The sequence below is a fragment of the Arthrobacter sp. GQ119 genome (assembly GCF_059759125.1).
Window position 1 is genome coordinate 54,010 of record NZ_JCAXEA010000022.1, and the last position, 22,713, is coordinate 76,722.

20 protein-coding genes and 1 tRNA gene are annotated in these 22,713 nt (G+C 65.0%); 4 read left to right on the plus strand and 17 right to left on the minus strand.

Annotated features, from left to right (window positions below; translation table 11 throughout):
• Positions 1–47: 47 nt before the first annotated feature.
• Entirely contained in the window at positions 48–1,445 is a 1,398-nt protein-coding gene (locus AC6CH3_RS18680) for a MinD/ParA family ATP-binding protein (RefSeq protein WP_498133841.1), read from the minus strand.
• 131 nt (positions 1,446–1,576) lie between these two features.
• Complete coding sequence (locus AC6CH3_RS18685; protein ID WP_498133842.1) at positions 1,577–4,972, minus strand: pyruvate carboxylase; 3,396 nt, start codon at positions 4,970–4,972, stop codon at positions 1,577–1,579.
• A 304-nt stretch (positions 4,973–5,276) separates the two neighbouring features.
• On the opposite strand from AC6CH3_RS18685, the gene AC6CH3_RS18690 reads away from it, so the two are divergent.
• Positions 5,277–6,098 carry a ParA family protein gene (locus tag AC6CH3_RS18690; RefSeq protein ID WP_498133843.1) on the plus strand — a complete coding sequence of 274 codons (822 nt, stop codon included), beginning with the start codon at positions 5,277–5,279 and terminating at the stop codon, positions 6,096–6,098.
• Positions 6,099–6,207: 109 nt separating this feature from the next.
• Here the strand turns inward: AC6CH3_RS18690 and AC6CH3_RS18695 are convergent, their stop codons facing one another.
• The 5 genes from AC6CH3_RS18695 to gcvH form a co-directional block, all read right to left on the minus strand.
• Positions 6,208–6,804 carry a MerR family transcriptional regulator gene (locus tag AC6CH3_RS18695; RefSeq protein ID WP_215051712.1) on the minus strand — a complete coding sequence of 199 codons (597 nt, stop codon included), beginning with the start codon at positions 6,802–6,804 and terminating at the stop codon, positions 6,208–6,210.
• A gap of 251 nt (positions 6,805–7,055) precedes the next feature.
• A complete protein-coding gene (locus AC6CH3_RS18700; RefSeq protein ID WP_498133844.1) occupies positions 7,056–7,559 on the minus strand; it encodes a bifunctional nuclease family protein in 504 nt (167 codons plus the stop codon).
• Complete coding sequence (gene ftsR / locus AC6CH3_RS18705; RefSeq protein WP_494035307.1) at positions 7,559–8,275, minus strand: transcriptional regulator FtsR; 717 nt, start codon at positions 8,273–8,275, stop codon at positions 7,559–7,561. The genes AC6CH3_RS18700 and ftsR overlap by 1 nt, the downstream gene beginning before the upstream one ends.
• 22 nt (positions 8,276–8,297) lie before the next feature.
• Positions 8,298–8,774, minus strand: coding sequence for an FHA domain-containing protein (locus AC6CH3_RS18710; protein WP_498133845.1), 477 nt, complete (start codon positions 8,772–8,774; stop codon positions 8,298–8,300).
• Between the two features lie 161 nt (positions 8,775–8,935).
• On the minus strand, positions 8,936–9,322 hold the full coding sequence (gcvH, locus tag AC6CH3_RS18715) for a glycine cleavage system protein GcvH (protein WP_498133846.1): 387 nt from the start codon (positions 9,320–9,322) through the stop codon (positions 8,936–8,938).
• Positions 9,323–9,483: 161 nt separating this feature from the next.
• Here gcvH and AC6CH3_RS18720 point away from each other — a divergent pair, with 161 nt between their 5' ends.
• Positions 9,484–10,356, plus strand: a complete 873-nt coding sequence (locus AC6CH3_RS18720) for an Fpg/Nei family DNA glycosylase (protein ID WP_498133847.1) — start codon at positions 9,484–9,486, stop codon at positions 10,354–10,356.
• 96 nt (positions 10,357–10,452) lie between these two features.
• Here the strand turns inward: AC6CH3_RS18720 and AC6CH3_RS18725 are convergent.
• The 10 genes from AC6CH3_RS18725 to AC6CH3_RS18770 all read right to left on the minus strand — a co-directional run bounded on the left by AC6CH3_RS18725 (position 10,453) and on the right by AC6CH3_RS18770 (position 20,196).
• A tRNA-Pro gene (locus tag AC6CH3_RS18725) sits at positions 10,453–10,529 on the minus strand.
• Between the two features lie 139 nt (positions 10,530–10,668).
• Entirely contained in the window at positions 10,669–12,219 is a 1,551-nt protein-coding gene (gene der, locus AC6CH3_RS18730; protein WP_400581405.1) for a ribosome biogenesis GTPase Der, read from the minus strand.
• 10 nt (positions 12,220–12,229) lie between these two features.
• Positions 12,230–12,913, minus strand: coding sequence for a lysophospholipid acyltransferase family protein (locus AC6CH3_RS18735; protein WP_498133861.1), 684 nt, complete (start codon positions 12,911–12,913; stop codon positions 12,230–12,232).
• A 43-nt stretch (positions 12,914–12,956) separates the two neighbouring features.
• A complete protein-coding gene (gene cmk / locus AC6CH3_RS18740; RefSeq protein WP_400581407.1) occupies positions 12,957–13,670 on the minus strand; it encodes a (d)CMP kinase in 714 nt (237 codons plus the stop codon).
• Complete coding sequence (locus AC6CH3_RS18745; protein ID WP_498133848.1) at positions 13,670–14,779, minus strand: prephenate dehydrogenase; 1,110 nt, start codon at positions 14,777–14,779, stop codon at positions 13,670–13,672. The genes cmk and AC6CH3_RS18745 overlap by 1 nt, the downstream gene beginning before the upstream one ends.
• A 3-nt stretch (positions 14,780–14,782) precedes the next feature.
• Entirely contained in the window at positions 14,783–15,997 is a 1,215-nt protein-coding gene (locus tag AC6CH3_RS18750) for a pseudouridine synthase (RefSeq protein ID WP_498133849.1), read from the minus strand.
• 105 nt (positions 15,998–16,102) lie between these two features.
• Positions 16,103–16,765, minus strand: coding sequence for an SMC-Scp complex subunit ScpB (gene scpB / locus AC6CH3_RS18755; protein ID WP_498133850.1), 663 nt, complete (start codon positions 16,763–16,765; stop codon positions 16,103–16,105).
• The gene (locus AC6CH3_RS18760; RefSeq protein ID WP_498133862.1) at positions 16,762–17,511 is read right to left on the minus strand and encodes a segregation and condensation protein A; all 750 of its coding nucleotides are present in this window, start codon (positions 17,509–17,511) and stop codon (positions 16,762–16,764) included. Before AC6CH3_RS18760 ends, scpB begins: the two co-directional genes overlap by 4 nt.
• Before the next feature lie 170 nt (positions 17,512–17,681).
• Complete coding sequence (locus AC6CH3_RS18765; protein ID WP_400581414.1) at positions 17,682–18,581, minus strand: ParA family protein; 900 nt, start codon at positions 18,579–18,581, stop codon at positions 17,682–17,684.
• Between the two features lie 271 nt (positions 18,582–18,852).
• Positions 18,853–20,196, minus strand: coding sequence for a cation:dicarboxylate symporter family transporter (locus AC6CH3_RS18770; RefSeq protein WP_498133851.1), 1,344 nt, complete (start codon positions 20,194–20,196; stop codon positions 18,853–18,855).
• A 138-nt stretch (positions 20,197–20,334) separates the two neighbouring features.
• On the opposite strand from AC6CH3_RS18770, the gene AC6CH3_RS18775 reads away from it, so the two are divergent.
• On the plus strand, positions 20,335–21,981 hold the full coding sequence (locus tag AC6CH3_RS18775) for a sensor histidine kinase (RefSeq protein ID WP_498133852.1): 1,647 nt from the start codon (positions 20,335–20,337) through the stop codon (positions 21,979–21,981).
• On the plus strand, positions 21,978–22,691 hold the full coding sequence (locus AC6CH3_RS18780; RefSeq protein WP_498133853.1) for a response regulator: 714 nt from the start codon (positions 21,978–21,980) through the stop codon (positions 22,689–22,691). Before AC6CH3_RS18775 ends, AC6CH3_RS18780 begins: the two co-directional genes overlap by 4 nt.
• Positions 22,692–22,713: the final 22 nt, after the last annotated feature.

The window sequence follows — 22,713 nt, forward strand, 5'->3', positions numbered from 1 at the left end:
ACGGCGGGGCTTCTTGCGTTTGTGCCTTCCCTGCAGACCCGGCTGGGTCAGGCCTGCTGGAGTTCCTCTATCACCAGGGCCGCCAGCTCCACGGCAGCACTGCGAGTGGCGGGCTTGAGCTGGCTCAGCTGGATGCGCGATCCCTCGGCCAGGTGCCGGTCGTGGGGAATCCGCACTACATTCTTGACCCGGGACAGGAAGTGTTGCTCGATTTCATCAATATTCACCAGCGTACGGTCCCCGGCAGCCATGTTGATGACTACGGTTGCCTTGGCCACCAGGTCCTGGCGCCCGTGGGCTTCCAGCCAGGACAGCGTTTCCGAAGCGAGTCTGGCCTCATCGACGCTGCCACCGGACACGAGGACCACAGCGTCGGCCTTTTCGAGGGTGCCTTTCATGACGGAATGGACCATGCCGGTCCCCGAGTCCGTCAGCACGATCGAGTAGTAGCGCCCAAGAATATCGGTGACTGCCCGGTAGTCGGCGTCGTCGAAGGCGTGGGCCACCATGGGATCGGTGTCGGAGGCCAAAACATCCAGCCGTGAGCCGTCCCGGGCAGTGTAGTTGGACAACTGCGCGAACGAGTCGACCGTGAACCGGTCCTTGACCAGCTGGCGCGCCGTGAAATCCGCCCGCCCGGGGGAACGGTCTGACAGTGTTCCGCGGTCAGGGTTGGCGTCCATGGCGATCACGCGGTCTTCGCGCAGGTCTGCCAGGACCATCCCCAGAAGGGTGGTGACGGTGGTCTTACCCACGCCACCCTTGCGTGAAAGTACGGGGACATAGCGGGTGCGCTCCCCCAGGCGCATGGCGATTCGGTGCTCCATGGCCCGCTGGATACGGATCCGGTCCGAATCGCCCAGGTTCACATAGCCAAAAGTGACCGTGTACAACCAGCGGCGCCAACCGGCAACGGGTGCGGCGGCTGCTTTGTTCAGCAGGCGGTCGGCGGTCAGCGCAGCGGCCGGCTCGGGACCCTCGGGGCGTTCACGCCGCCCCCCGTGGTTCTCCGCGTTAACCGCCGCAGCTTCGGCCGCCGTTTCGGTGGTGTCTGATTCTTGTTCGGCTTCGGCTGTGGCTGCCTCCGCGGTGTCCAATGCAGCTTTGTCTGGCGCGGCAGTCTCTGGCGCGGCAGTCTCTGGCGCGGCGGTCTCTGGCGCGGCTGGGCCCGCTGCATCGACGCCAACCATGCCCACCGTAGCTACCTGCAGACCTGCAGGCACGGTCCCCGGCTGCGGCACCGCGCTGAGTGCCGAGAGCGAGTCGGCAGACGTGCGGTCCTGTGCGCTGGAAACGGTCACAACGCTGATGTCTCCGGACGAGGCAAAGCCGGCAGCTTCGGCCGGGGAAACTCCGCCTGCTTGTTCACCGGCTTCCGCCGGAGCGGCAACCGTAGGGGCGCGGTTCGGTCGCGGCCCGGGTTTAGGCGTATGAGTCTGCGTCATGGCTTCCGCTCTGTATGGTTTCTGGCTGAAATGGCTGTGGGGGCGGCTTTCGCCGTCCCCACAACCTTTTTCTGGCTTCTACCATACCCGCAGGGCGGGCGTGGGCGTCCAGTCAGCTATTCGACAGTCATCTACTCAACAACGAGCAGGAGGTCTCCGCCCTGGACCTGTTCCACCGAGGAAATGGCGAGCCGCGTGACTTTGCCGCCCACCGGCGTCGTGATGGATGCCTCCATCTTCATGGCCTCGATGGTGGCAACGGTGTCGCCGGCCTTGACCGTGTCGCCCACCTTGGCCGTCACCGTAACAGCGCCGGCGAAGGGTGCAGCGACCTGTCCAGGCTGCGCCGGGTCGGCCTTCTCGGCTGTCTTGACGTTGCTGACCACAGACTTGTCACGGACGGAGACAGGACGGGACTGGCCGTTGAGCGTGCACATGACGGAGCGCATGCCCTTCTCGTCCGGCTCCGAGACGGCCTCGAGCGAGGCGATGAGGCGGACACCCTTCTCCAGCTGGATCACGTGCTCCTGGCCACGCTGCAGTCCGTAGAGGTAGTCGCGGGTGTCCAGGACGGAAACGTTGCCGTACGTCTCCACGCTCTTCAGGTAGTCCTTGGTGGGGCCGGCGAAGAGCAGGCGGTTCAGCGTCTGCTGCCGGGTCTTCGAATCCCCGCGAAGCGCAGCGCTGTCTTCGGCGCTGAGCTCGGCGTCGCGGACCTTGATCTTGCGGCCCTGCAGCGCCTTGGTGCGGAACGGCTCAGGCCAGCCGCCTGGCGGGTCACCGAGCTCGCCGGACAGGAAGCCGATCACCGAGTCCGGGACGTCGTAGTTCTGCGGGTTCTCATTGAAATCGGCGGGGTCGGCGTTCAGACCAACCAGGTGCAGGGCGAGGTCCCCCACCACCTTCGAGGAAGGCGTAACCTTCACGAGGCGGCCCAGAATGCGGTCCGCGGCGGTGTACATGTCCTCGATGGCTTCGAACCGTTCGCCCAGGCCGAGTGCCATGGCCTGCTGCCGGAGGTTCGAGAGCTGGCCGCCCGGGATTTCGTGCTGGTAGACGCGGCCTGTGGGTCCCGGCAGTCCGGACTCGAATGGGGCGTAGACCCTCCGCACTGCTTCCCAGTACGGTTCCAGCGAGCTGACGTTGGCGAGGCTGAGCCCGGTGTCCCGCTCGGTGTGTGCCAGCGCCGCGACCAGTGCGGACGCTGAGGGCTGGCTGGTTGTTCCGGCGAGGGAGGCCGATGCGACGTCCACGGCATCCACGCCGGCGTCCACCGCGGCGAGGAGCGTTGCGAGCTGCCCGCCAACAGTGTCGTGGGTGTGGAGGTGGACGGGGAGGTCGAACCTTTCCCGGAGGGCACGGACCAGTTTGGCGGCCGCGGCCGGCCGCAGCAGCCCCGCCATGTCCTTGATGGCGAGGATGTGGGCGCCGGCGTCGACGATCTTCTGTGCCAGCTCCAGGTAGTAGTCCAGCGTGTAGAGGTTTTCCTCCGGGTCGAGCAGGTCACCCGTGTAGCAGAGTGCAACCTCGGCCACGGCGGTGCCGGTGGCACGGACGGCGCGGATGGCTGGCGCCATCTGGTTGACATCGTTCAGGGCATCGAAGATCCGGAAGATGTCGATGCCGGTAGCCGCTGCCTCGTTGACGAACGCCTCGGTCACCTCTTCGGGGTACGGGGTGTAGCCCACGGTGTTCCGGCCACGGAGCAGCATCTGCAGGCAGATGTTCGGCAGCGCCTTCCGCAGCGCCGCCAGACGGTCCCAGGGATCCTCGCCCAGGAATCGCAGGGCGACGTCGTAGGTGGCGCCGCCCCAGGCCTCGACGGAGAGCAGGCCGGGCAGCAGTGAGGACACAGCAGGACCGGCAGCCACCAGGTCCCGGGTGCGGACGCGGGTGGCCAGCAGGGACTGGTGGGCATCGCGGAACGTCGTGTCGGTGACGGCCACAGCTGTCTGCTCGCGCAGGGCCCGGGCAAAGCCTTCCGGCCCCAGCTCCTGCAGCCGCTGGCGCGAGCCCGGCTGGTGTTCGCTTTCCCGCACGGCCGGCAGCTTATCGGCCGGGTCGGTGTGGACTGTGAGCTCGCCATTGGGCTTGTTGACGGTGACCTCAGCCAGCCACGTCAGCAGCTTGGTGCCGCGGTCGGCCGAGACCCGGGCCTTCAACAGCTGCGGGCGCTCGTCGATAAAGGACGTGGCGACGTCGCCCGAGATGAAGTCGGCGTCATCGAGCACGGCCTGGAGGAAGGAAATGTTGGTGGACACGCCACGGATGCGGAACTCGGCAAGGGCACGGCGAGCCCTGGCCACAGCGGCCGGGTAATCCCTGCCGCGGCAGGTGAGCTTGACGAGCATCGAGTCAAAGTGGGGGCTGATTTCGGCGCCCGAGTAAACCGTGCCGCCGTCGAGCCTTACGCCGGCGCCGCCGGCCGAACGGTAGCCGGTGATCTTTCCGACGTCGGGGCGGAAGCCGTTGGCCGGGTCCTCGGTGGTGATGCGGCACTGCAGCGCCGCGCCCTTGAGGAACACGGTCTCCTGGGAAAGGCCGAGGTCGGCCAGGGTTTCGCCGGAGGCAATCCGCATCTGCGCCTGGACGAGGTCGACGTCGGTGACCTCCTCGGTGACTGTGTGCTCCACCTGGATGCGGGGGTTCATTTCGATGAAGACGTGCTGCCCGGCGCGTTCCCCCACGGTGTCCACGAGGAACTCGACGGTTCCTGCATTGACGTAGTTGAGGGCCTTGGCGAACTTCACGGCGTCGCGGTACAGGGCCTGCCGGATGCCTTCGTCCAGGTTGGGGGCCGGTGCGATTTCGATAACCTTCTGGTGGCGCCGCTGAATGGAACAGTCGCGCTCGAAGAGGTGCATGACGTTGCCCTCGGCGTCGGCCAGGATCTGCACCTCGATGTGCCGCGGACGGAGCACGGCCTGTTCAAGGAACATGGTCGGGTCACCGAACGCTGCGTCAGCCTCGCGCATTGCGGACTGCAGCGCCTCGGGCAGCGCTTCGCGGGTATCAACACGGCGCATGCCGCGTCCACCACCACCGGCCACGGCCTTGGCGAAGATCGGGAAGCCGATCTCGTCGGCAGCGGCGATCAGCTCGTCGAGGTCCTTCGAGGGGGCACTGGACTTCAGCACCGGGACGCCGGCGTTGCGGGCAGCCTCGAGCGCGGCGACTTTGTTGCCGGCGAGCTCGAGGACCTCGGCGGGCGGCCCGACGAAGGTGATGCCGGCAGCCTTGGCTGCCCGGGCAAGGTCCGGATTTTCGGAAAGGAAACCGTAGCCGGGGTAAATGGCATCCGCGCCGGCTTCCTTAGCTACCCGCACCACCTCGTCCACGTCCAGGTAGGCGCGGACGGGGTGGCCTTCCTCGCCAATCAGATACGCCTCGTCGGCCTTCTGGCGGTGGATCGAGTTACGGTCCTCGTTGGGGAACACGGCGACTGTCTTGGCGCCCAGCTCGTAGCCGGCGCGGAACGCGCGGATTGCGATTTCACCGCGGTTGGCCACCAGAATCTTGGAAAACATGCTGCTCCTGCATCATCGCGGGTGTATCGGTAAGTGGTCACAGTGTGTAAGACGCGTGCCGTGAAACACAAATCATTGTGTTGACCGTCACAGAATTATCCGTCATTTCGCAGCCACATTCATTCCCTTCCCGGCCGGGACCCGGAAGAGCCGCCCGGCGAGCCATGCCCGGACCCGATAAGAAGGGATTAGGCGCCGGCTCCACATATGATGAATGGGGCGGCGAAGCCTGTCCCCCTGTTCCGGCAGTACCGGAACAACAACTACCCCAACACGGCAACCGGCGTTAGGTATTGGTTTTCAAGTGCAAGTAGTCAGCATCAGCAGCCTCAAAGGCGGTGTCGGCAAGACATCCGTGACAACCGGATTGGCGTCTGCGGCACTGGCCGCCGGCATCCCCACCCTCGTTGTGGATCTGGATCCCCATGCCGATGCCAGCACCGCCTTGGGAGTGCAGCCGAGTGACAAGCTGGATATCGGCCGGATGCTCAAGAATCCCCGCAAGGCCCGGCTTCCGGAGAATGTCGTTTCCAGCGGGTGGACCGGGCGTGTCCAAAGCAACGGCTCGGGTCCCGCCGTCCTGGACGTTGCCGTGGGCTCCGCCTACACCGGAGTGTACGACCGCCCCGACCTGGGCAAGCGGGACCTCCGCCGGCTCTCCGCCGTTTTGGCAGGTGCGGAGAAATACGAGCTCGTCCTGGTGGACTGCCCTCCGTCCCTGAATGGACTGACCCGCATGGCCTGGTCCGCGAGCACCAAGGTAGCCCTGGTTGCCGAGCCCGGCCTGTTCTCCGTGGCCGGGACTGAGCGCACGATGCGGGCCATCCAGCTGTTCCGCCAGGAATTCGCCCCCAATCTGTCCCCTGCAGGCATCGTCGCCAACCGGGTCCGAAGCGCGTCTTCCGAGCACGCGTTCCGCCTGGCCGAGATGCAGTCGATGTTCGGTGACCTCCTGCTGACGCCCCACATTCCGGAACAGGCAAACTGGCAGCAGATCCAGGGCGCCGCGCACTCCATCCACCACTGGCCCGGCGACTCCGCCAAGTCAGCAGCCGGACTGTTCGACGCACTCCTGGGCAACCTTCTGTCGGCCGGCAGGGCGAGCCGCAGCCGCAGCAACCGCTGAGCCGCGCGCGCAGCCGATAGAGAGAAGGCCGCCTCCCCAATGGGGAGGCGGCCTTCGCTATTAATCCTCTGGAGCTAGATCCTCTGGATGCCCAGGAAGGTGTACTGACTTAGCCGGTCTTGCGGGCGGCCCGGCGCTTGCTCAGCTCATCATCGGGAAACGTCTGGTCGCTGGCATGTTCGCTGGGCAGGGAGGCGAGGCTCCCTTCAACTTCGCGCCACACACGGCCCACAGCGATGCCAAATACACCCTGTCCGCCCTGGACGAGGTCGATGACCTCATCAGCGGACGTACATTCATACACGCTGGCGCCATCGCTCATGAGGGTGATCTGTGCGAGGTCTTCGACGCCGCGCTCACGCAGGTGTTCCACGGCTGAGCGGATCTGCTGGAGCGAAACACCAGTGTCAAGCAGCCGCTTGACCACCTTCAGGACCAAAATGTCGCGGAAGCCGTACAGCCGCTGCGAGCCGGAGCCGGCGGCGCCGCGGACAGCCGGTTCAACCAGGCCCGTCCGGGCCCAGTAATCCAGCTGGCGGTACGTTATGCCGGCCGCTTTGCACGCCGTGGGACCGCGGTACCCGGCGTCTTCGTCCAAGACTGGGAGGTCCTCAGTGAAGAGAAGGCCCTGAGCACCGCTTGCGGGCACAGCTACGCCGGCCGTTGAGGGCTGCTTCAGCTCGCCTGCTTCGCCTTTCGGACTCACGTGGATCCTCCTTGTCATGAGCTCCCTGGGGAACTTGCTGCAACAGCACTGCACGCACGGGAGTCAAAATGAAACTCATGCATGTAATTCCGCCGGAGTAGCACTTTCCAGTGTGACCCGCGCGGCTGTTGTACGCAATGGGAACTTGGTACCTTCGACGTTAGGCCTGCCAGGGCCCAAGGTCAAAGATGTTCAGGTCATTGAAAGGGCGTGTCGAAACTTTCAGCCTGAACTGGAACCTTAACGTGACCTTAGCCGTCGAAGTCTTCCGGCTCCACGTCATCGAGGAACTCACGGAACTGGCGCAATTCACTTTCTTCATCCACGGGGGGGCCCTGCTCCGTGTCCTCCCCCTCGTCGTGTTCGGTGATCCGCACTCCGGCCTCATCCATCACAGAATCCGCGCACCAGATCCGGCACTTCGCGCGCAGGGCGATGGCCAAGGCATCCGACGCCCGGGAACTAACGGTGGCGCCATTATCGAACTGGAGTTGCCCGTAGAAGATGTTGTCTTCCACGGCCACGATGTTGACGCTCACGACCGCATGTCCAAGCGTCTCCACGACATCCACCAAGAGGTCATGCGTCATGGGGCGCGGCGGTACCACGCCCTGCTGCGCCAAGGCGATCGCGCTGGCTTCCGGAGTGCCGATCCAGATGGGCACGTGGCGCTCCCCGTGGATCTCCCTCAGGAGCACCAGGGGCTGGTTGGAGGGCAACTCGATCCGGACGCCCACAATCTCGACTTCGATCATCAGATCTCCATCCGTGAAATACGGTCCTGGACCAGAGCCCGGTGCAGGGTCAGGCAAAGGTCGCTGATTTCCCGGGCCGCCTCTGCGGCTCTGGCCTGCGAGGCTGCATCCTTGCGGGACGTGAGCGTTGCGACGGCCCTTTCCACCAGTCCGAACTCCCGCTCAGCCGCCGCCTGGAAGGGCCGCAGATGGCGGGGTTCCAGTCCGTGGCCCTCCAGCTGCACGCAGGCGCGCGCCACCTGCAGGGCGTGCTCATCGAACATGCCGTTCGAATGACCGATCAGCCCGAAACTGAGCAGCGACTGCAGAAGCGGCACGCTCGCGCCAGACTCTGCCCGCAGCTGTTCCTCGCTGAGCTTGCGCGACTTGTTCTGCAGTTCAGCCGCCAGCTCATCGGAAACGATCCGTGGAGAGACGGTCACGCCGGGTGGAAGGTTGTCCGGACGCTCTCCCCGGTCGATGGCATCAAGATAATCCTTGATCACCTTCAGCGGCAGGTATTGGTCGCGCTGGAGTGACAGGACAAACCGGAGACGCTCGACGTCACTGTCGGAGTACTGTCGGTAGCCTGCCGGCGTGCGCCGGGGATTGATAAGTCCTTTTTCCTCAAGGAACCTGATTTTAGACGCCGTCATGCTCGGGAAATCGTCGCTCAACTGAGCGAGGACCTCCCCGATGTTCAGGACCAGGGGTCCGCGGCGCTCTGGTTGTGCCATTGCCACAGGCAGCCGCTCCGAATCAGGCGCGTCCTGCTGCGCGGGCAGGGCTCAGGTAGAAGGTGAGTCGGAACTTGCCGATCTGGACTTCGTTTCCGGACTTCAGCTCCACGCTGTCCACGCGGTCATGGTTGACGTAGGTACCGTTGAGGCTGCCGGTGTCCACGACTTCGAAGCTGCGGGGAGTGCGGCGGAATTCGACATGCCGGCGCGAGACGGTCACGTCGTCAAGAAAAATGTCTGCATCCGGGTGCCGTCCGGCGGTGGTGACGTCGGAGTCGAGCAAGAAGCGGGCGCCCGAGTTGGGGCCGCTGTGTGCTACCAGCAATGCGGAGCCGGAGGGCAAAGCCTCCACGGCCGTCCTCTCCTCCGGAGAAAGCTTGGGCACGATCGTCGGTTCGTCGCGGACCGGAGTGAGGTTGATCGAGGTTGTCTCCGAGGCCCTGCCCACGTCCGTGCCGTAATCACCGCCGGTGTGGTTCTTTTCGCCGCCAACCATGGATTCCTCCTCCTTCGTTGCAGATGTCCCCCTGCAATCAACGCGTACCGTCCGGAAATGCGTGGCACCTCCGGTTTGCCGTGCGCCGGCCGGGCCTTTGGACCCCAAGACTGGAAACCAGCACTGGATACCAGGGCCCGGCTTAGCGCGAACAGCTAGCTTTAGCCTACCTGTTGTTCGTACTCCGATGCACTGAGCAGGGAGTCCACCGCGTCAGGTTCCGCAAGCTTGACCTCGATCAGCCAGCCGTCTCCGTAGGGATCGGAGTTTATGAGGGCTGAATCGCTGTCCAGGGCCTCGTTCCGGGCCACGATTTCACCGGTTACCGGGGCGTAAATATCGCTGACGCTTTTGGTGGACTCAACCTCGCCGATGACGTCGTTCGCCTTCACCGCCGTTCCAATTTCGGGCATCTGGGCGTACACGACGTCCCCGAGGGCGTCCTGGGCGAAGTCTGTGATTCCGATCCGGACCACACCGTCGGCGTTCGGTGCGGACACCCATTCGTGTTCCGCAGTGTAGGACAGCTCAGAGGGAATGTTGCTCATCAGGGGCCTTTCATCGGGTCAATCACCAATGTCAACGGAGGCGTAGGGAACAAGCCACCGCTGAAAGTATAGGCACATGGTTCAGGCTGGAGACGGCACCGAAACCACATCATCCGGGCTCCGGCGCTGACACGACTGCCCCGTTGTGCCACAGTGGGGGCATGCCAGAACTACCCGAAGTGGCCGGTCTGAGTTCCTTTCTTGGCACGCACCTTGAAGGCACCGTGCTGACGAAGCTTCAGGTCCTCTCCGTGGCCGTACTCAAGACGGCCGATCCTCCCTATACGGCCCTCCAAGGCCGCACTGTCACCGGTGTGCGGCGGTTCGGCAAGTTCGTCAGCATAGACGCCGACGGCCTGCACTTCGTCTTCCATCTCGCCCGGGCCGGTTGGGTGCGCTACACGGAGGCGCCCTCCACGGCTCCGCTCCGGCCAGGCAAGAGCCCCATTGCGGCCAGGCTGGCATTCGCCGGCAGCGACGGCCTGCATATCGGCATAGACCTGACCGAAGCCGGCACCAAGAAGAGCCTTGCCGTCTACGTGGTCACCGATCCTCTTCAGGTGCCGGGAATCGCGGCCCTTGGCCCGGATCCGCTGGACCCCGGGTTCAGCCTTGCGATGTTCGCCGGGATCCTGGCCGCCAACCCCCACCAGGTCAAGGGTGTGCTGCGAAGCCAGAGCGTGATTGCCGGAATAGGAAACGCATACAGCGATGAAATCCTTCATGCGGCAAAGATCTCGCCCTACGCTATGGCCGATTCGTTGGACGAAGAGAGCGTACGCGCCCTGTACGAGGCCATCCACAGCGTTCTCGGAGCGGCCGTAAAGGAAGCAGCGGGCAAGGCGCCCGGCGACCTGAAGGATACGAAACGGGGCGGCATGAGGGTCCACGGCCGCACTGGACTGCCGTGCCCGGTCTGCGGTGACACCGTCCGCGAAGTGTCCTTCGCGGACACCGCACTCCAGTACTGCCCCACCTGCCAGACCAAGGGCAAGGTCCTGGCAGACCGCCGGACGTCCCGGTTCCTCAAGTAGCAGCAGCTTCCATTGGCGTCAGCTGCATTCTGTCCGTTAAGCAGAAAAGACCGCCTTCGGATTTCTCCGAAGACGGCCTCTGACCTGCATCTTCTTTGGTCGGGCTGACAGGATTTGAACCTGCGACCCCTTGACCCCCAGTCAAGTGCGCTACCAAGCTGCGCTACAGCCCGTCAGTCCTGCCGTTCTCCGCTTCAATGAACTTCAGAAGAATTTCATCTAAGCAGTCCGGCCGAACCACCTCCAAAAGCTTACACGATTCCGGAGGGTGCCCGTGACATTTTCGTCCGCCACGGGCCCGGTGTGTCCTAATTAACGCTTCTTGCCACGTTTTTCCCGGACACGCATGTTGACTTCAATGGGTGTTCCTTCGAAGCCGAACGTTTCACGCAGCCGCCGGGTGATGAACCGGCGGTAACCCGGGTCCAGGAAGCCGGTGGTGAAGAGGACGAACTTCGGCGGGCGGCTGGAGGCCTGCGTGCCGAAGAGGATCCTGGGCTGCTTGCCGCCGCGGACCGGGTGCGGGTGCGCGGCCACGAGCTCGCCCAGGAACGCGTTGAGCCGGCCGGTCGGGATGCGCTTGTCCCAGTTCTCGAGCGCAAGATCCAGTGCGGGCACGAGGCGGTCCTTGTGCCAGCCGGTCTTGGCCGAGATGTTGACGCGCGGAGCCCATTCAACGTGGGCCAGGTCCTGCTCGATTTCGCGTTCAAGATACCGGCGGCGCTCGTCGTCGAGGAGGTCCCACTTGTTGAACGCGAGCACCAGGGCCCGTCCCGATTCGATGGCCAACTGCAGGATGCGGACATCCTGCTCGCTCAGCACCTCGTCCACGGCCAGGAGTACGACGGCGACCTCCGCCTTTTCGAGTGCGCTTTGCGTCCGCAGGGAAGCGTAGAAGTCGGCGCCCTGCGCCATGTGCTGGCGCCGCCGGATCCCTGCAGTGTCGACGAAGCGCCAGGTGCGCCCGCCGAGCTCGATGAATTCATCCACCGGGTCGCGGGTGGTGCCGGCGGTGTTGTCCACCACCACGCGCTCCGAGCCGGCGAGCTTGTTCAGCAAGGATGACTTGCCCACATTGGGCCTGCCGATCAGTGCCACGCGGCGGGGGCCGCCGGAGCGTTCGAGTCCCTCAATGGTGGAGAACTCCGGAAGCGTGTCCATGACGTGGTCCAGAAGATCCGCAACTCCGCGGCCATGAAGGGCCGAGACGGGGTACGGCTCGCCGAAGCCGAGGCCCCACAAGGTGGCGGAGTCCGCTTCCTGCGCAAAGTCATCGACTTTGTTGGCCACCATGATGACGGGCTTCTTGCTCTTGCGCAGCATCTTCATGACGCCTTCGTCCGTGGCGGTTGCACCCACGGCGGAGTCGACAACGAACAGCACGGCGTCAGCAAGCTCCACGGCCATTTCCGCCTGCTCCGCGACCCGGGCGTGGATACCGCGGGCGTCATGCTCCCACCCACCGGTATCCACGACGGTGAAATTGCGCCCGTTCCAGTGGGCGGAGTACATCACACGGTCGCGGGTCACGCCGGGGGTGTCCTCCACGACAGCCTCGCGGCGGCCCAGGATGCGGTTAACCAGTGTGGACTTGCCGACGTTGGGGCGTCCGATGATTGCCAGGACGGGGTCCAGCTTGACCGGGCCTTCCAAGTCCTCGTCCTCGTAGCGGCCGCTGAGGAGGGCGGCGTCTTCCTCGTCGAGTTCGTAGTCATCCAGGCCCGCGCGGAGCGAGGCCGCGCGGAGCTCTGCCTCCTCATCGTCCAGGGCTGCGAGATGCTCAGCCACCTGGTCGGTGCCGGTGGGCGTGTATTCGTCTTCGCCGGCGCCGGAGCGGCCGGAAGTTTGAGTCGTATCGCTCATTGCACTTTCCTTAGTGGTGATCTGCCGGCGACCCGGCTACTGCGTCTGTACGTTCGTGGGGGAAATCCGCGGAAGGCAGGGCCTGCCCGCTGAGATGAATCGTGTCTTGGACGTGGTTCGCCAGCGCAGCGCGGATTTCCTTTGCCGCCCTGTCCATTGAAGCACGCCCGGTCTCGCCGGGATTCCGGCTGATGGTCACCGCTTCGCCAAAGCTGACGTGAAGTCTCCGGCCGGGGCGGGGAACCGTGTCAAGGTGCTCGCCGCCCTGCCGCGTGCCCAAAATGGCCACCGGCACAATGGTGGCCTGCGAGTTCAGGGCGAGCCACGCTACACCGTTGCTGATGCCCGCAGCCTTCCCGCTCCCCCGGCTGCCTTCTGGCAGGATCCCGATGCAGCGGCCGGCATCGAGCAGGGCCTTGCTGACCTGCAGCGCGGCGCGGTCGCCGGAACGGTCCACGGGCAGTTGGCCCGAAGCCCGCAGCACGCCTCCCAGGAACCCCTTGAACATCTCCCTTTTGACCAGGATATGCATGGGACGGGGCGAAGCTCCGAACATGACCGGGCCGTCCAGGTAGCTGATGTGGTTGCCGGCAAAAATCACCGGGCCATGGGTAGGGACGTTGGAGCGCCCCGTGACGGAGGTCCGGTACACCACGTGGTCCAGCAGCCAGCCCACAGGCCGGCTCCATCCCATGGTCCAGCGTGCAGGAAGTCCGCGTACGGCGTCCGTCGCGGCGTCACTCATGGTTGATCACCTTGGTGACGATCCGCAGTGCCGCGCTCACGGTTTCCTCGAAGTCCAGGTCTGACGAATCGAGGATCACCACGCCGTCGGCCGCCTGCGTGAAATTCACCACGGTCGAGTCCTTGGCGTCCCGTTGGGTCACCTGGGCGGCCAGCTGCTCGGCGGTCTGCGTGCCGCCCAGCTGGATCCCGCGCCTCCGCAGCCGCGCCTCTTCGCTGGCGGTGAGCAGCATGCGGACTTCCGCCCCGGGAACGACGACGGTGGTGATGTCCCGGCCTTCCACCACCATGCGGCGGTGGTGCTTGTCGATCAGTGAGCGCTGGCGGCGGATGAGCTCGGTCCGTGCCCCAAGGGTGGTGGCCACGGCGCTGACCGCCGAGGAGATCTCTGGTTCCCGGATGGCTGCCGTGACATCGGTGCCGTCCACCCGCACATACTCCTCGTGCGGCGTGGTGCTGATCTCCAGCGGCAGGTCTTCGGCGGCAAGCTCGACTGCGGAGGCGTCATTGAGGTCGGTGCCGCGGTCCAGGCAAAACCATGTCAGCGCACGGTACATGGCGCCGGTGTCCAGGTAGGCAAGGTGGAGGCGGCGGGCCACTTCCTTACTGACGCTGGACTTGCCGGATCCCGACGGTCCGTCGATGGCCACCACGAGCGGCTTGCCCAGTCGGAGCGCCGGCATCGTGTCTAGAAGTTCCTGTGTCATTACTGCAGTACCCGCCATCCACGGTCGTTGAGGGCTTCAATGAGGAGATCGTGCCGGTTGGGCAGGACGGACAGCTCCACCATGCCCACGTTCTGGCCAGACGAGTGGTCCAGTCGCAGATCTTCCACATTGACGCCGATTTCGCCGATCTCCGTCAGCAGCCGGGCGATCTGCCCCGGCCTGTCATCCACCAGCACGGTAAGCCACGAATAGGCCTGCGGAGGCCCGCCATGCTTGCCCGGAATCCGTGCCTGTCCGGCGTTGCCTTCGCTCATCAGCTGGGCAAGGTCCAGCCGGGCACCCGGCGCCGCAGGGTCTTCCAGCGTGCCGATCAGCCTGTTGAGGTCTTCCCTGACGCCGTAAAGAATCTCCACGACTTTCGCGGCATTGGCTCCGAGGATCTGCACCCACAGCGTCGGGTCGCTGGCGGCGATCCGGGTGACGTCACGCAGCCCGTTGCCGGCCAGGGACAGTGCATGCAGCGGCGTGCCCTGCAGGCGGCTGGCCAGCAGCGAGGACATAACCTGGGGCAGGTGGGAGACCAAGGCCACGGCTTCGTCGTGCTCCTCGGCAGTGAACTGCGACACGAGAGCGCCCAGATCCGTGGCCATGGCCCTGGCGGCCTGCAGGGCCGCAGCCGAGGTTCCCTCCGACGGGCAGACCACCCAGGGCATGGACGTGAAGAGCTCGCCGCGGGCAGCAACAGGCCCGGACTTCTCACGCCCGGCCATCGGGTGTGTGCCAACGTACCGGGACAGGTCCACGCCGCGGCGGCGCAGTTCGTTCTGGATGTCTGCCTTCACGCTGGCAATGTCCACCACGGTGGCATCCGGGTAGTCGGACAGCGCACGTTCGACAACACCGGCCGTCACGTCCGGCGGGGAAGCCACGACAACGAGTTCCGGCTGTTCCCCTTCCAGCGCCGCCAAGGGCAGGCCGGCGCCGATATCCACGGCGACGGCCTGGTTGGTTGGCGACGGATCGGAAAGGTAGACGGCCACGCCGCGGCCGCGGAGACCAAGGCCGATGCTCGTACCGAGCAGGCCGGTGCCTATAACAACGACCGGTCCGCTCAAGTGCCCGCGGCCGTGATTACGAAATGCCGACATGCCCTAGAGTCCTACGGATGCCAGCAGGTGGCCGACTTCCTGCCTGCCGAGGTTGCGGATGCTTCCCTGGCGCTGGTCACCCAGGCCTATGGGGCCAACCTTGACACGCACGAGGCGCAACACGGGGAACCCGACGGCGTCGAACATTCGGCGAACGATCCGGTTCTTGCCGGAGTGCAGCACAACTTCGATCAGCACGTGGCCCGGAGTGGAGTCCACGAGACGGAAGGAGTCCACGGAGGCGATGCCGTCTTCGAGTTCAACGCCGCCCTTCAGCTGCGCGCCGATGCCCTGCGGGAAGGGACCCCGGACCTGGACCAGATATGTCTTGGGTACCTCGTAGGAAGGGTGCGTCAGGCGGTTGGCCAGTTCGCCGTCGTTCGTCAGCAGCAGGAGCCCCTCGGTGGCGACGTCAAGCCGCCCCACGTGGAAGAGGCGTTCACCCTGGTTGTTGCGGATGAAGTCACTGATGCAGGGGCGGCCGTCGGGGTCCTCCATGGTGGACACAACGCCCTTGGGCTTGTTGAAGACCATGTAGACCATGGTTTCGTCCAGCTGGATGCGGAGGCCGTCCACGTGGATGACGGCGGTCTTGGGATCAACGCGGACGCCGAGCTCGGTGACGACCTTGCCATCGACTTCCACGCGGCCTTCGGCGATCATCTCCTCACACACGCGGCGTGACGCGACGCCTGCGGAGGCCATGACCTTCTGCAGGCGGACGCCGTCGGCATCGTGGACTTCCGACTGGGGAACGTCACCACGGGGGCCGCGCTTCCGGGAAGGCTTACGGACCGGACCGAGATTCTGGCCGAAGCGTTCGCTGCCGAAGGCGCGTGACGCGGCCGTCTTGGGTGCGCCTGCGCGGGGCTTGGGCTTGAGGGCACCAGGCGTTCCGGGGGCCTTGCCGGCACCGGGCTTGCGGGCTCCGGCTTTGCGGGCCGACGGCTTGGCGCCCGCCTTCCAGTCCGCGGAAGACCTGCCGGCGGGCGACTCGTCGGGATCGACGAATCGCTCCTCGCGCGGCTTCGGCGCCTTGTGGGGACGGTCGCCGAACGGGCGGTCGCCTCCCTTGGAAAAATCGCGTTGGCCCGCTCCGAAGCCAGCGCTGCGCTGGCCTCCACGGCCGCTTTGCGCTGCGCCGCGCGCTGAATCGCGTTCCGGACCTTTACGCCCCGAACTGTTACGTGGTGAACCCTGGCGTCCCGCCTGTGTCATGACCCGTCCTTCGTTATGTTGACCGGCACCGGTTGTCCAAAGACAACACTAGCCAGCCGTGCAGATTAAATCTGCTCTGGTAAATACTGATCTGCAGGCAGCTGCCTACATTCTTCCGGCGTCGTAAAACTCATCAATTCCATCCAGCCCCGGAAGGTGTTGTGAAATTTGAGGCAGCTCAGCCACCGAGCCGATTCCCATGCGTTCAAGGAAATACGACGTCGTGCGGTACAGGATTGCCCCCGATTCCGGATCTGTTCCGGAATCCTCGATCAGTCCCCGCTGGATCAGCGTCCGCACGACCGAGTCGACATTGACCCCTCGAATTGCAGACACCCTGGCCCTGGAAACGGGCTGCCGGTAGGCGATGACGGCAAGCGTTTCAAGTGCTGCCTGCGTCAGCCTGGCTGTCTGGCCTTCCAGGACGAAGGCACCGACGATGTCAGCGAACTCAGCCCGGGAGTAGATGCGCCAACCTCCGGCCACATTCCGCAATTCAAAACCCCGGGGGCTGGAAGCGAAGCCAGCGTCACTGGCGATTTCCATATCCGGGGCTTTAACAGTATAGCCGTCATACTCGCGCTGCAGGTCCAGCAGCAGCTGCTCCACCATTTCCACGGTCAGGTTCAGCCCTGCGGCCAGGTCCGTGGCCGACGTCGGTTCGTCCAGCACCATCAGCACGGCCTCCAGGGCCGCCCGCGCTCCGCCCGGAAGCCCGGAGACGTCGGTGCCGTCGCCGGGCGTCGGTTCCTGTTGGGACTTACTCACGGCTGATCCTCGTATTCTTCGCTCAATTGATCGCTGCTCCATTCGCCGGATGCCGTCCACCGCACTGTCAGGTCACCGAGGGGCGCCACCTGGTCGAACGCCACGACCTGGTCGCGAAAGAGCTCCAGCAACGCCAGAAAACGCGCAACCACCACCAGGGTGGATTCGGCGTCGGCAATCAGCGCCCGGAATGACAGCGGCCGGCCTTCCCGCAGGCGGAGCCCGATAAGCTCCGCCTGTTCACGAACGCTGACCGGGCTCCCGTGCAGGTGGGCCAGCCCGACTTCGGTGGGTTTCGGGGCCTTGGGCTTCAGGGCAGCTTCCGCCAGTGACGCGAACTGCTGCGGAGTGTGCTTCCAGACGAGTTCAGGCAGCATGGCCGCGAAGTGCTCCTCGAGGGCCACCTGCCGCGGATACCGCCGGGACTCAAGTTCCAGCGTCGCATCCATGAGGGCGGCCACCTGCTTGAACGCCTTGTACTGCAGCAGCCTGGCAAAAAGCAGGTCGCGGGCCTCCAGGAGCGCGATGTCGTCCTCATCCTCGACCTCACCCGCCGGAAGCAGCCGGGCAGCCTTGAGGTCCAGGAGGGTGGCGGCAATGACGAGGAATTCGCTGGCTTCGTCCAGGGCCCACTCCTCCCCCAAGGCCTGCAGGTTCCGGATGTACTTGATGAACTCATCGGTCACGGTGGCGAGCGCCACCTCGGTGATGTCCATCTGGTGCTTGGCGATCAGCCCCAGCAGCAGGTCAAAGGGGCCAGTGAAGTTCGTGAGCCTGACTTCGAAACCCGGCTTCTTCGCGCCGGGATCGCCGGCGACAGGCGCAGCGCCCCCATCAGGTGCGGCACCGCCGTCGTCCGTGCCGGCCGGCTGGCCGCGTTCCGCGAGCGGAGTGGCCGACTCAGCCACGGTCCAGGCTACGGCGCGCCGCCGCGCGAAATGAGCTCCTTGGCGAGGCGGCGGTAGGCGTCGGCGCCGATGTGGTTACCGGCATAGCTGGTGATCGGTTCAGCGGCGACAGTGGCATCGGCGAACTTGATGGAGCGCTTGATGACGGTCTCAAAGACTTTGTCACCGAAGGCCTCCACGAGGCGGGTGATGACTTCACGGCTGTGCAGGGTCCGGGCGTCGTACATCGTGGCCAGGACCCCGTCCACCTGCAGCCGGGGGTTGAGGCGGTCCTGAACCTTGTCAATGGTTTCGACCAGGAGCGCCACTGCCCGCAGCGCGAAGAATTCGCAAATCAGCGGGATGATCACGCCATGGGCGGCCGTGAGCGCGTTTACTGTGAGCAGGCCCAGCGAGGGCTGGCAGTCGATCAGGACGATGTCATAGTCATCCTCGATGTTCTTCAGCGCACGGTCGAGGACCTGTTCGCGTGCCACCTCATTGACCAGCTGGACCTCCGCCGCGGACAGGTCGATATTCGCCGGCAGCAGGTCAACGTTCTCAACGCCGGTGGTGTGGATCGCCTCGCGGATGTCCACCTTGCGGTCCATGAGGACGTTGTACACGGTGAGGTCCAGTTCGTGCGGGTTGACGCCAAGCCCCGCGGACAGCGCCCCCTGGGGGTCAAAGTCCACCAGCAGCACGCGGCGGCCGTACTCCGCCAGCGCGGCCGCTAGGTTGATGGTTGACGTGGTTTTGCCTACGCCGCCCTTCTGGTTGACCATTGCAATCACGCGGGCCGGTCCATGGGAGGACAGCGGCGCGGGCTCCGGAAATTCGCGGTAGGGACGGCCTGTGGGACCCATCACGGCGTCTTCCAGGTCGAGTTCCGTGCCTTCCAGAGTTGCTGAACCCTGTTCGCTGCTCACGTATCTATCCACACTTTCGATGACGGTGATTTTTCTGTGCCGCTGAATGCCGGGACCGCTGGATGTCTGGCGCCCATGCTTCTTCCACCCAAGGCTACAGCGCCCGACACGGCATTTCGTGGAACTTGACTTTTGATGGCGTTTGAGCCTTGACCTTTTACTTGAGGTCGAAGGTTAGCCTCCCGCCCATGCAAAACGCCCGCACAGGCTGGCCTGTGCGGGCGTTGCCGGCGCCGGAGCGCCGTTGGGTTGTGGGCCGGGGTTGTGAAACCTATGCGTTGGCCGGGACGGGCTGCTGCGACGGGGTCTCCTGGACACCGTGGTGGGTGGCAATCATGGTCTGCTCGTCGAAGGGCTCTTCGCCGGACAGGACGCGGCCAACCTGCTGGTTGTCGATCTCCTTGACCCAGGTACCGATCAGGACCGTAGCCACGGCGTTGCCGGTGAAGTTGGTCAGGGCGCGGGCCTCGGACATGAAGCGGTCGATGCCGACGATCATGCCGACGCCGCCCAGGAGTTCGGGCTTGTGGGCCTGCAGGCCGGCGGCCAGTGTGGCCAGGCCTGCGCCGGTGACACCGGCAGCGCCCTTGGAGGCGATGATCATAAAGATCAGCAGGGAGACCTGGGCGCCGAGGTCCAGCGGGGTCCCCATGGCGTTGGCCACGAACAGGGAGGCCATCGTCAGGTAGATGGCGGTGCCGTCCAGGTTGAAGGAGTAACCGGTGGGAACAGTGACGCCGACGACCGGCTTGGAGACACCCAGGTGCTCGAGCTTGGCGATCAGGCGGGGCAGCGCGGCCTCGGAAGATGAGGTGGAGAAGATCAAGAGGTATTCGCGTGCCAGGTACTTCATCAGCTTGAAGATGTTCACACCTGCCACCGCCTGCAGGAGGCCGCCGAGGATTACGACGATGAACAGTGCGCAGGTGATGTAGAAGGCAGCCATCAGGGTGAACATGCTCACGATTGCCTGGAAGCCCGTGGCACCGACAACCGCGGCGATGGCGCCGAAGGCACCGACCGGAGCCAGCCACATGATCATGATGAGGATGCGGAACACCACAGCCTGGCCGTGGCCGATGGCCTTGAGGACGGGGGCGCCCTGGGCGCCCATCTTCTGCAGCGCGAAACCGACGAGGATTGCGGCAAAGAGCGTGGGCAGGACCGGAATGTCGCCCGGAATGATACCCAGGAGGAACGAGACGGTGCTGTCTACTTCGGCCTTCTTGTTGGGGTCGTACGGCGCCAGCTTCAGGCCCTCACCCGGGTGGATCAGGTTGCCAACCACAAGGCCGATGCCCAGGGCGAAGGTCGACATCAATACGAAGTAGCCCAGTGCCATGCCGCCGACCTTGCCGACCGTGGCAGCCTTGGCAATGGAACCAATGCCCAGCACGATGGTGCAGAAGATAATTGGCGCGATCATCATCTTGATGAGCTTGATGAACCCGTCGCCGAGCGGCTTCAGTGATTTGCCGACCTCAGGGAACAGAAGGCCGATCAGTGCGCCCAGGATGACTGCGGCGATGACGGCAATGTAAAGGTAGTGGGATTTGTCCAGCCCTTTGCGCGCGGCCTTGGCCGGTGCAGCCGACTCTCCTCGTTGAGAAGCCATGATTTGTCTCCTTATGGATAATCTGGAGGACGCTTCGCACAGTCTCTGAGCTCTTCGCGTCGGTCCTTTGTGATTTCCATCATTCGGGATGAAGTGACTTGGCTCACCGTTGCGTTCATATTGGTCATAGGAGGTGTTGTGATCCGCCGTTGGAGCATTGCCACGCGGCTTTTCGTAGCGAACCTGCTGTTCGTGCTGGCACTCACCGGAGTGGTGGGGACGGCCGCATTCATCGACGCCCGCGAACGCACGTATGACGAAGCCGGTCGCCGGATGGCGGCCGTGGCTGTTTCTGTTGCCGACAACCCGCTGGTGCTGCAGGCGGCGGCTTCCCCTGACCCTTCTGCCCGGCTACAGCCATACGCGCTTCAGGTGATGGGGGACGCCGGCGCCGACTTCATCACCATCATGGCGCCGGACAGGACACGCTGGACGCATCCCCGGAGCGAGGAGCTCGGCCAGCCGTACATCGGCTCAATCTCCGATGCCCTTGAAGGGCGCGTGTTCACGGAGATCACAGCCGGGACACTTGGTCCCTCGGTACGAACCATCGCCCCGGTCAAGGACGCCCGCGGCTCGGTAAAGGCGCTGGTGGCCGCCGGCGTCACGGTCAGAACCATCGACGTCGCGGTGGCCGGCAGAATCCCGGCACTGCTCGCTATCTCGGGCGCCCTCCTCGCGGCCGGCTCAGTGGCCTCCTGGCTGCTCGGAGGCTACTTGCGGCGGGTAACCCGCGGCTGGGGACCGGAACAGCTTGCCCAGCTCTTTGCCTACTACGAATCCGTGCTCCACTCGGTCCGCGAAGGTGTCATCCTGATCGACCCCAAGGGACGCGTGGTGATGTACAACGACCAGGCCGCCGAGCTGCTTCGGCTCGAGCCGCGGGACTCGGGCGATGATCCGTCGGACGCTCCGTTCCTGGCCGACCTGCCGCTGACGCCGAGCCTGAAGGATCTGTTTGAATCGGGCCGCACCGCCCACGATGAAATCCACTTGACGGCCTCCGGCGTCCTGGTGGTGAACCAGGGCCCTGCCGTGGGCCCGGGCTCCCGCTCAGGCCGGCCCACCGCCGTGTTCGGAACCGTTGCCACGATCCGGGACCGCACCGAAATCGAATCGCTGGGCAGCGAGCTCGAGACAATGCGGACGCTCTCGGGCGCACTCCGCGCCCAAACCCACGAGCATGCCAACCGGCTCCACACCATGGTTTCGCTGCTGGAGCTCGGCCGGACAGGTGAAGCGCTCGAGTTCGCCACCAAGGATCTTGAGCTGAGCCAGCAGCTGACGGACGACATCATGGACTCAGTGCAGGAACCCGTGCTCAGCGCACTCATCATGGGCAAGGCCGCCGAGGCCCATGAACGCGGGGTGGAGCTTGCCGTTGAGGCGTCCCGGACAACCGGCGTCTCGGGCCTTGCCGTCCAGGACCTCGTCACCATTCTTGGCAACCTGCTGGACAACGCCATCGATGCTGCCTCCGACGCCCCGGCCCCGCGGCGTGTGGAGTTGACGGTAGAGTCGGACGGCGGCGGACTGGACATCACGGTCCAGGATTCCGGGAAGGGCATTGAACCGGATGCCATCGACGACGTCTTCCGGTACGGCTTCAGTACCAAGGAGGCCGGACCTTTCGGCCGCGGCCTCGGGCTGGCGCTCGTAAAGCAGGCGGTCCAGCGCCTGGCCGGTACGATGACCATCACCAGTTCCGGCCGAACGGGCGGCGCACGTTTCCACATCGCGCTTCCCGCGCCACAACCGCACAGTCTCCTGGAGGAGCAAGCGTGACAGACATTCGCGTCCTCGTCGTCGAGGACGAGCCGATTGCTTCGGCGGCGCATGCCGCCTACGTGGGAAGGCTGGACGGCTTCACACTGGCCGGTGCCGCCCCGGATGGCCAGTCCGCGCTGCGGATGCTTACGGAATTCGCGGCCGCCGGCAGCCCCGTTGAGCTGGTCCTCCTGGACATGAACTTGCCCGACCTGCACGGACTGGACATCGCCCGCCGCATGCGTTCCTCCGGCCACTTTGCCGACATTATTGCCATCACGGCGGTCAGGGAGCTCGCGATCGTCCGCAACGCTGTCTCCATCGGTGTGGTGCAGTACCTCATCAAGCCGTTCACGTTTGCGACGTTCGCGGACAAGCTGCAGAGCTACCGGCAGTTCCGCGAGCAGTTGGCAGCGCCCGTAGCGGGGTCCACCAAGGTGCGCGCTTCCCAGAGCGACGTCGACCAGGCGTTCGCGAGCCTCAGGGCCCCTTCCGAGCTGCCCCTCCCCAAGGGCCTGGCACCCTCCACCCTTGAGGCCGTCCGTGACTTCATCAGGCAGCAGCCGGGGGCGGTCTCGGCCACCGAGGTCATGACGGCGCTGGGCATGTCCCGGGTCACGGCCCGGCGCTACCTGGAGTACCTTGCCGACGCCGGCACGGTCTCCCGCACGGCCCGGTACGGCGCGCCGGGGCGCCCGGAAAACGAATACCGCTGGTCCCGCGCCTGACGAGGAAGAGTCTAGAGCTGGG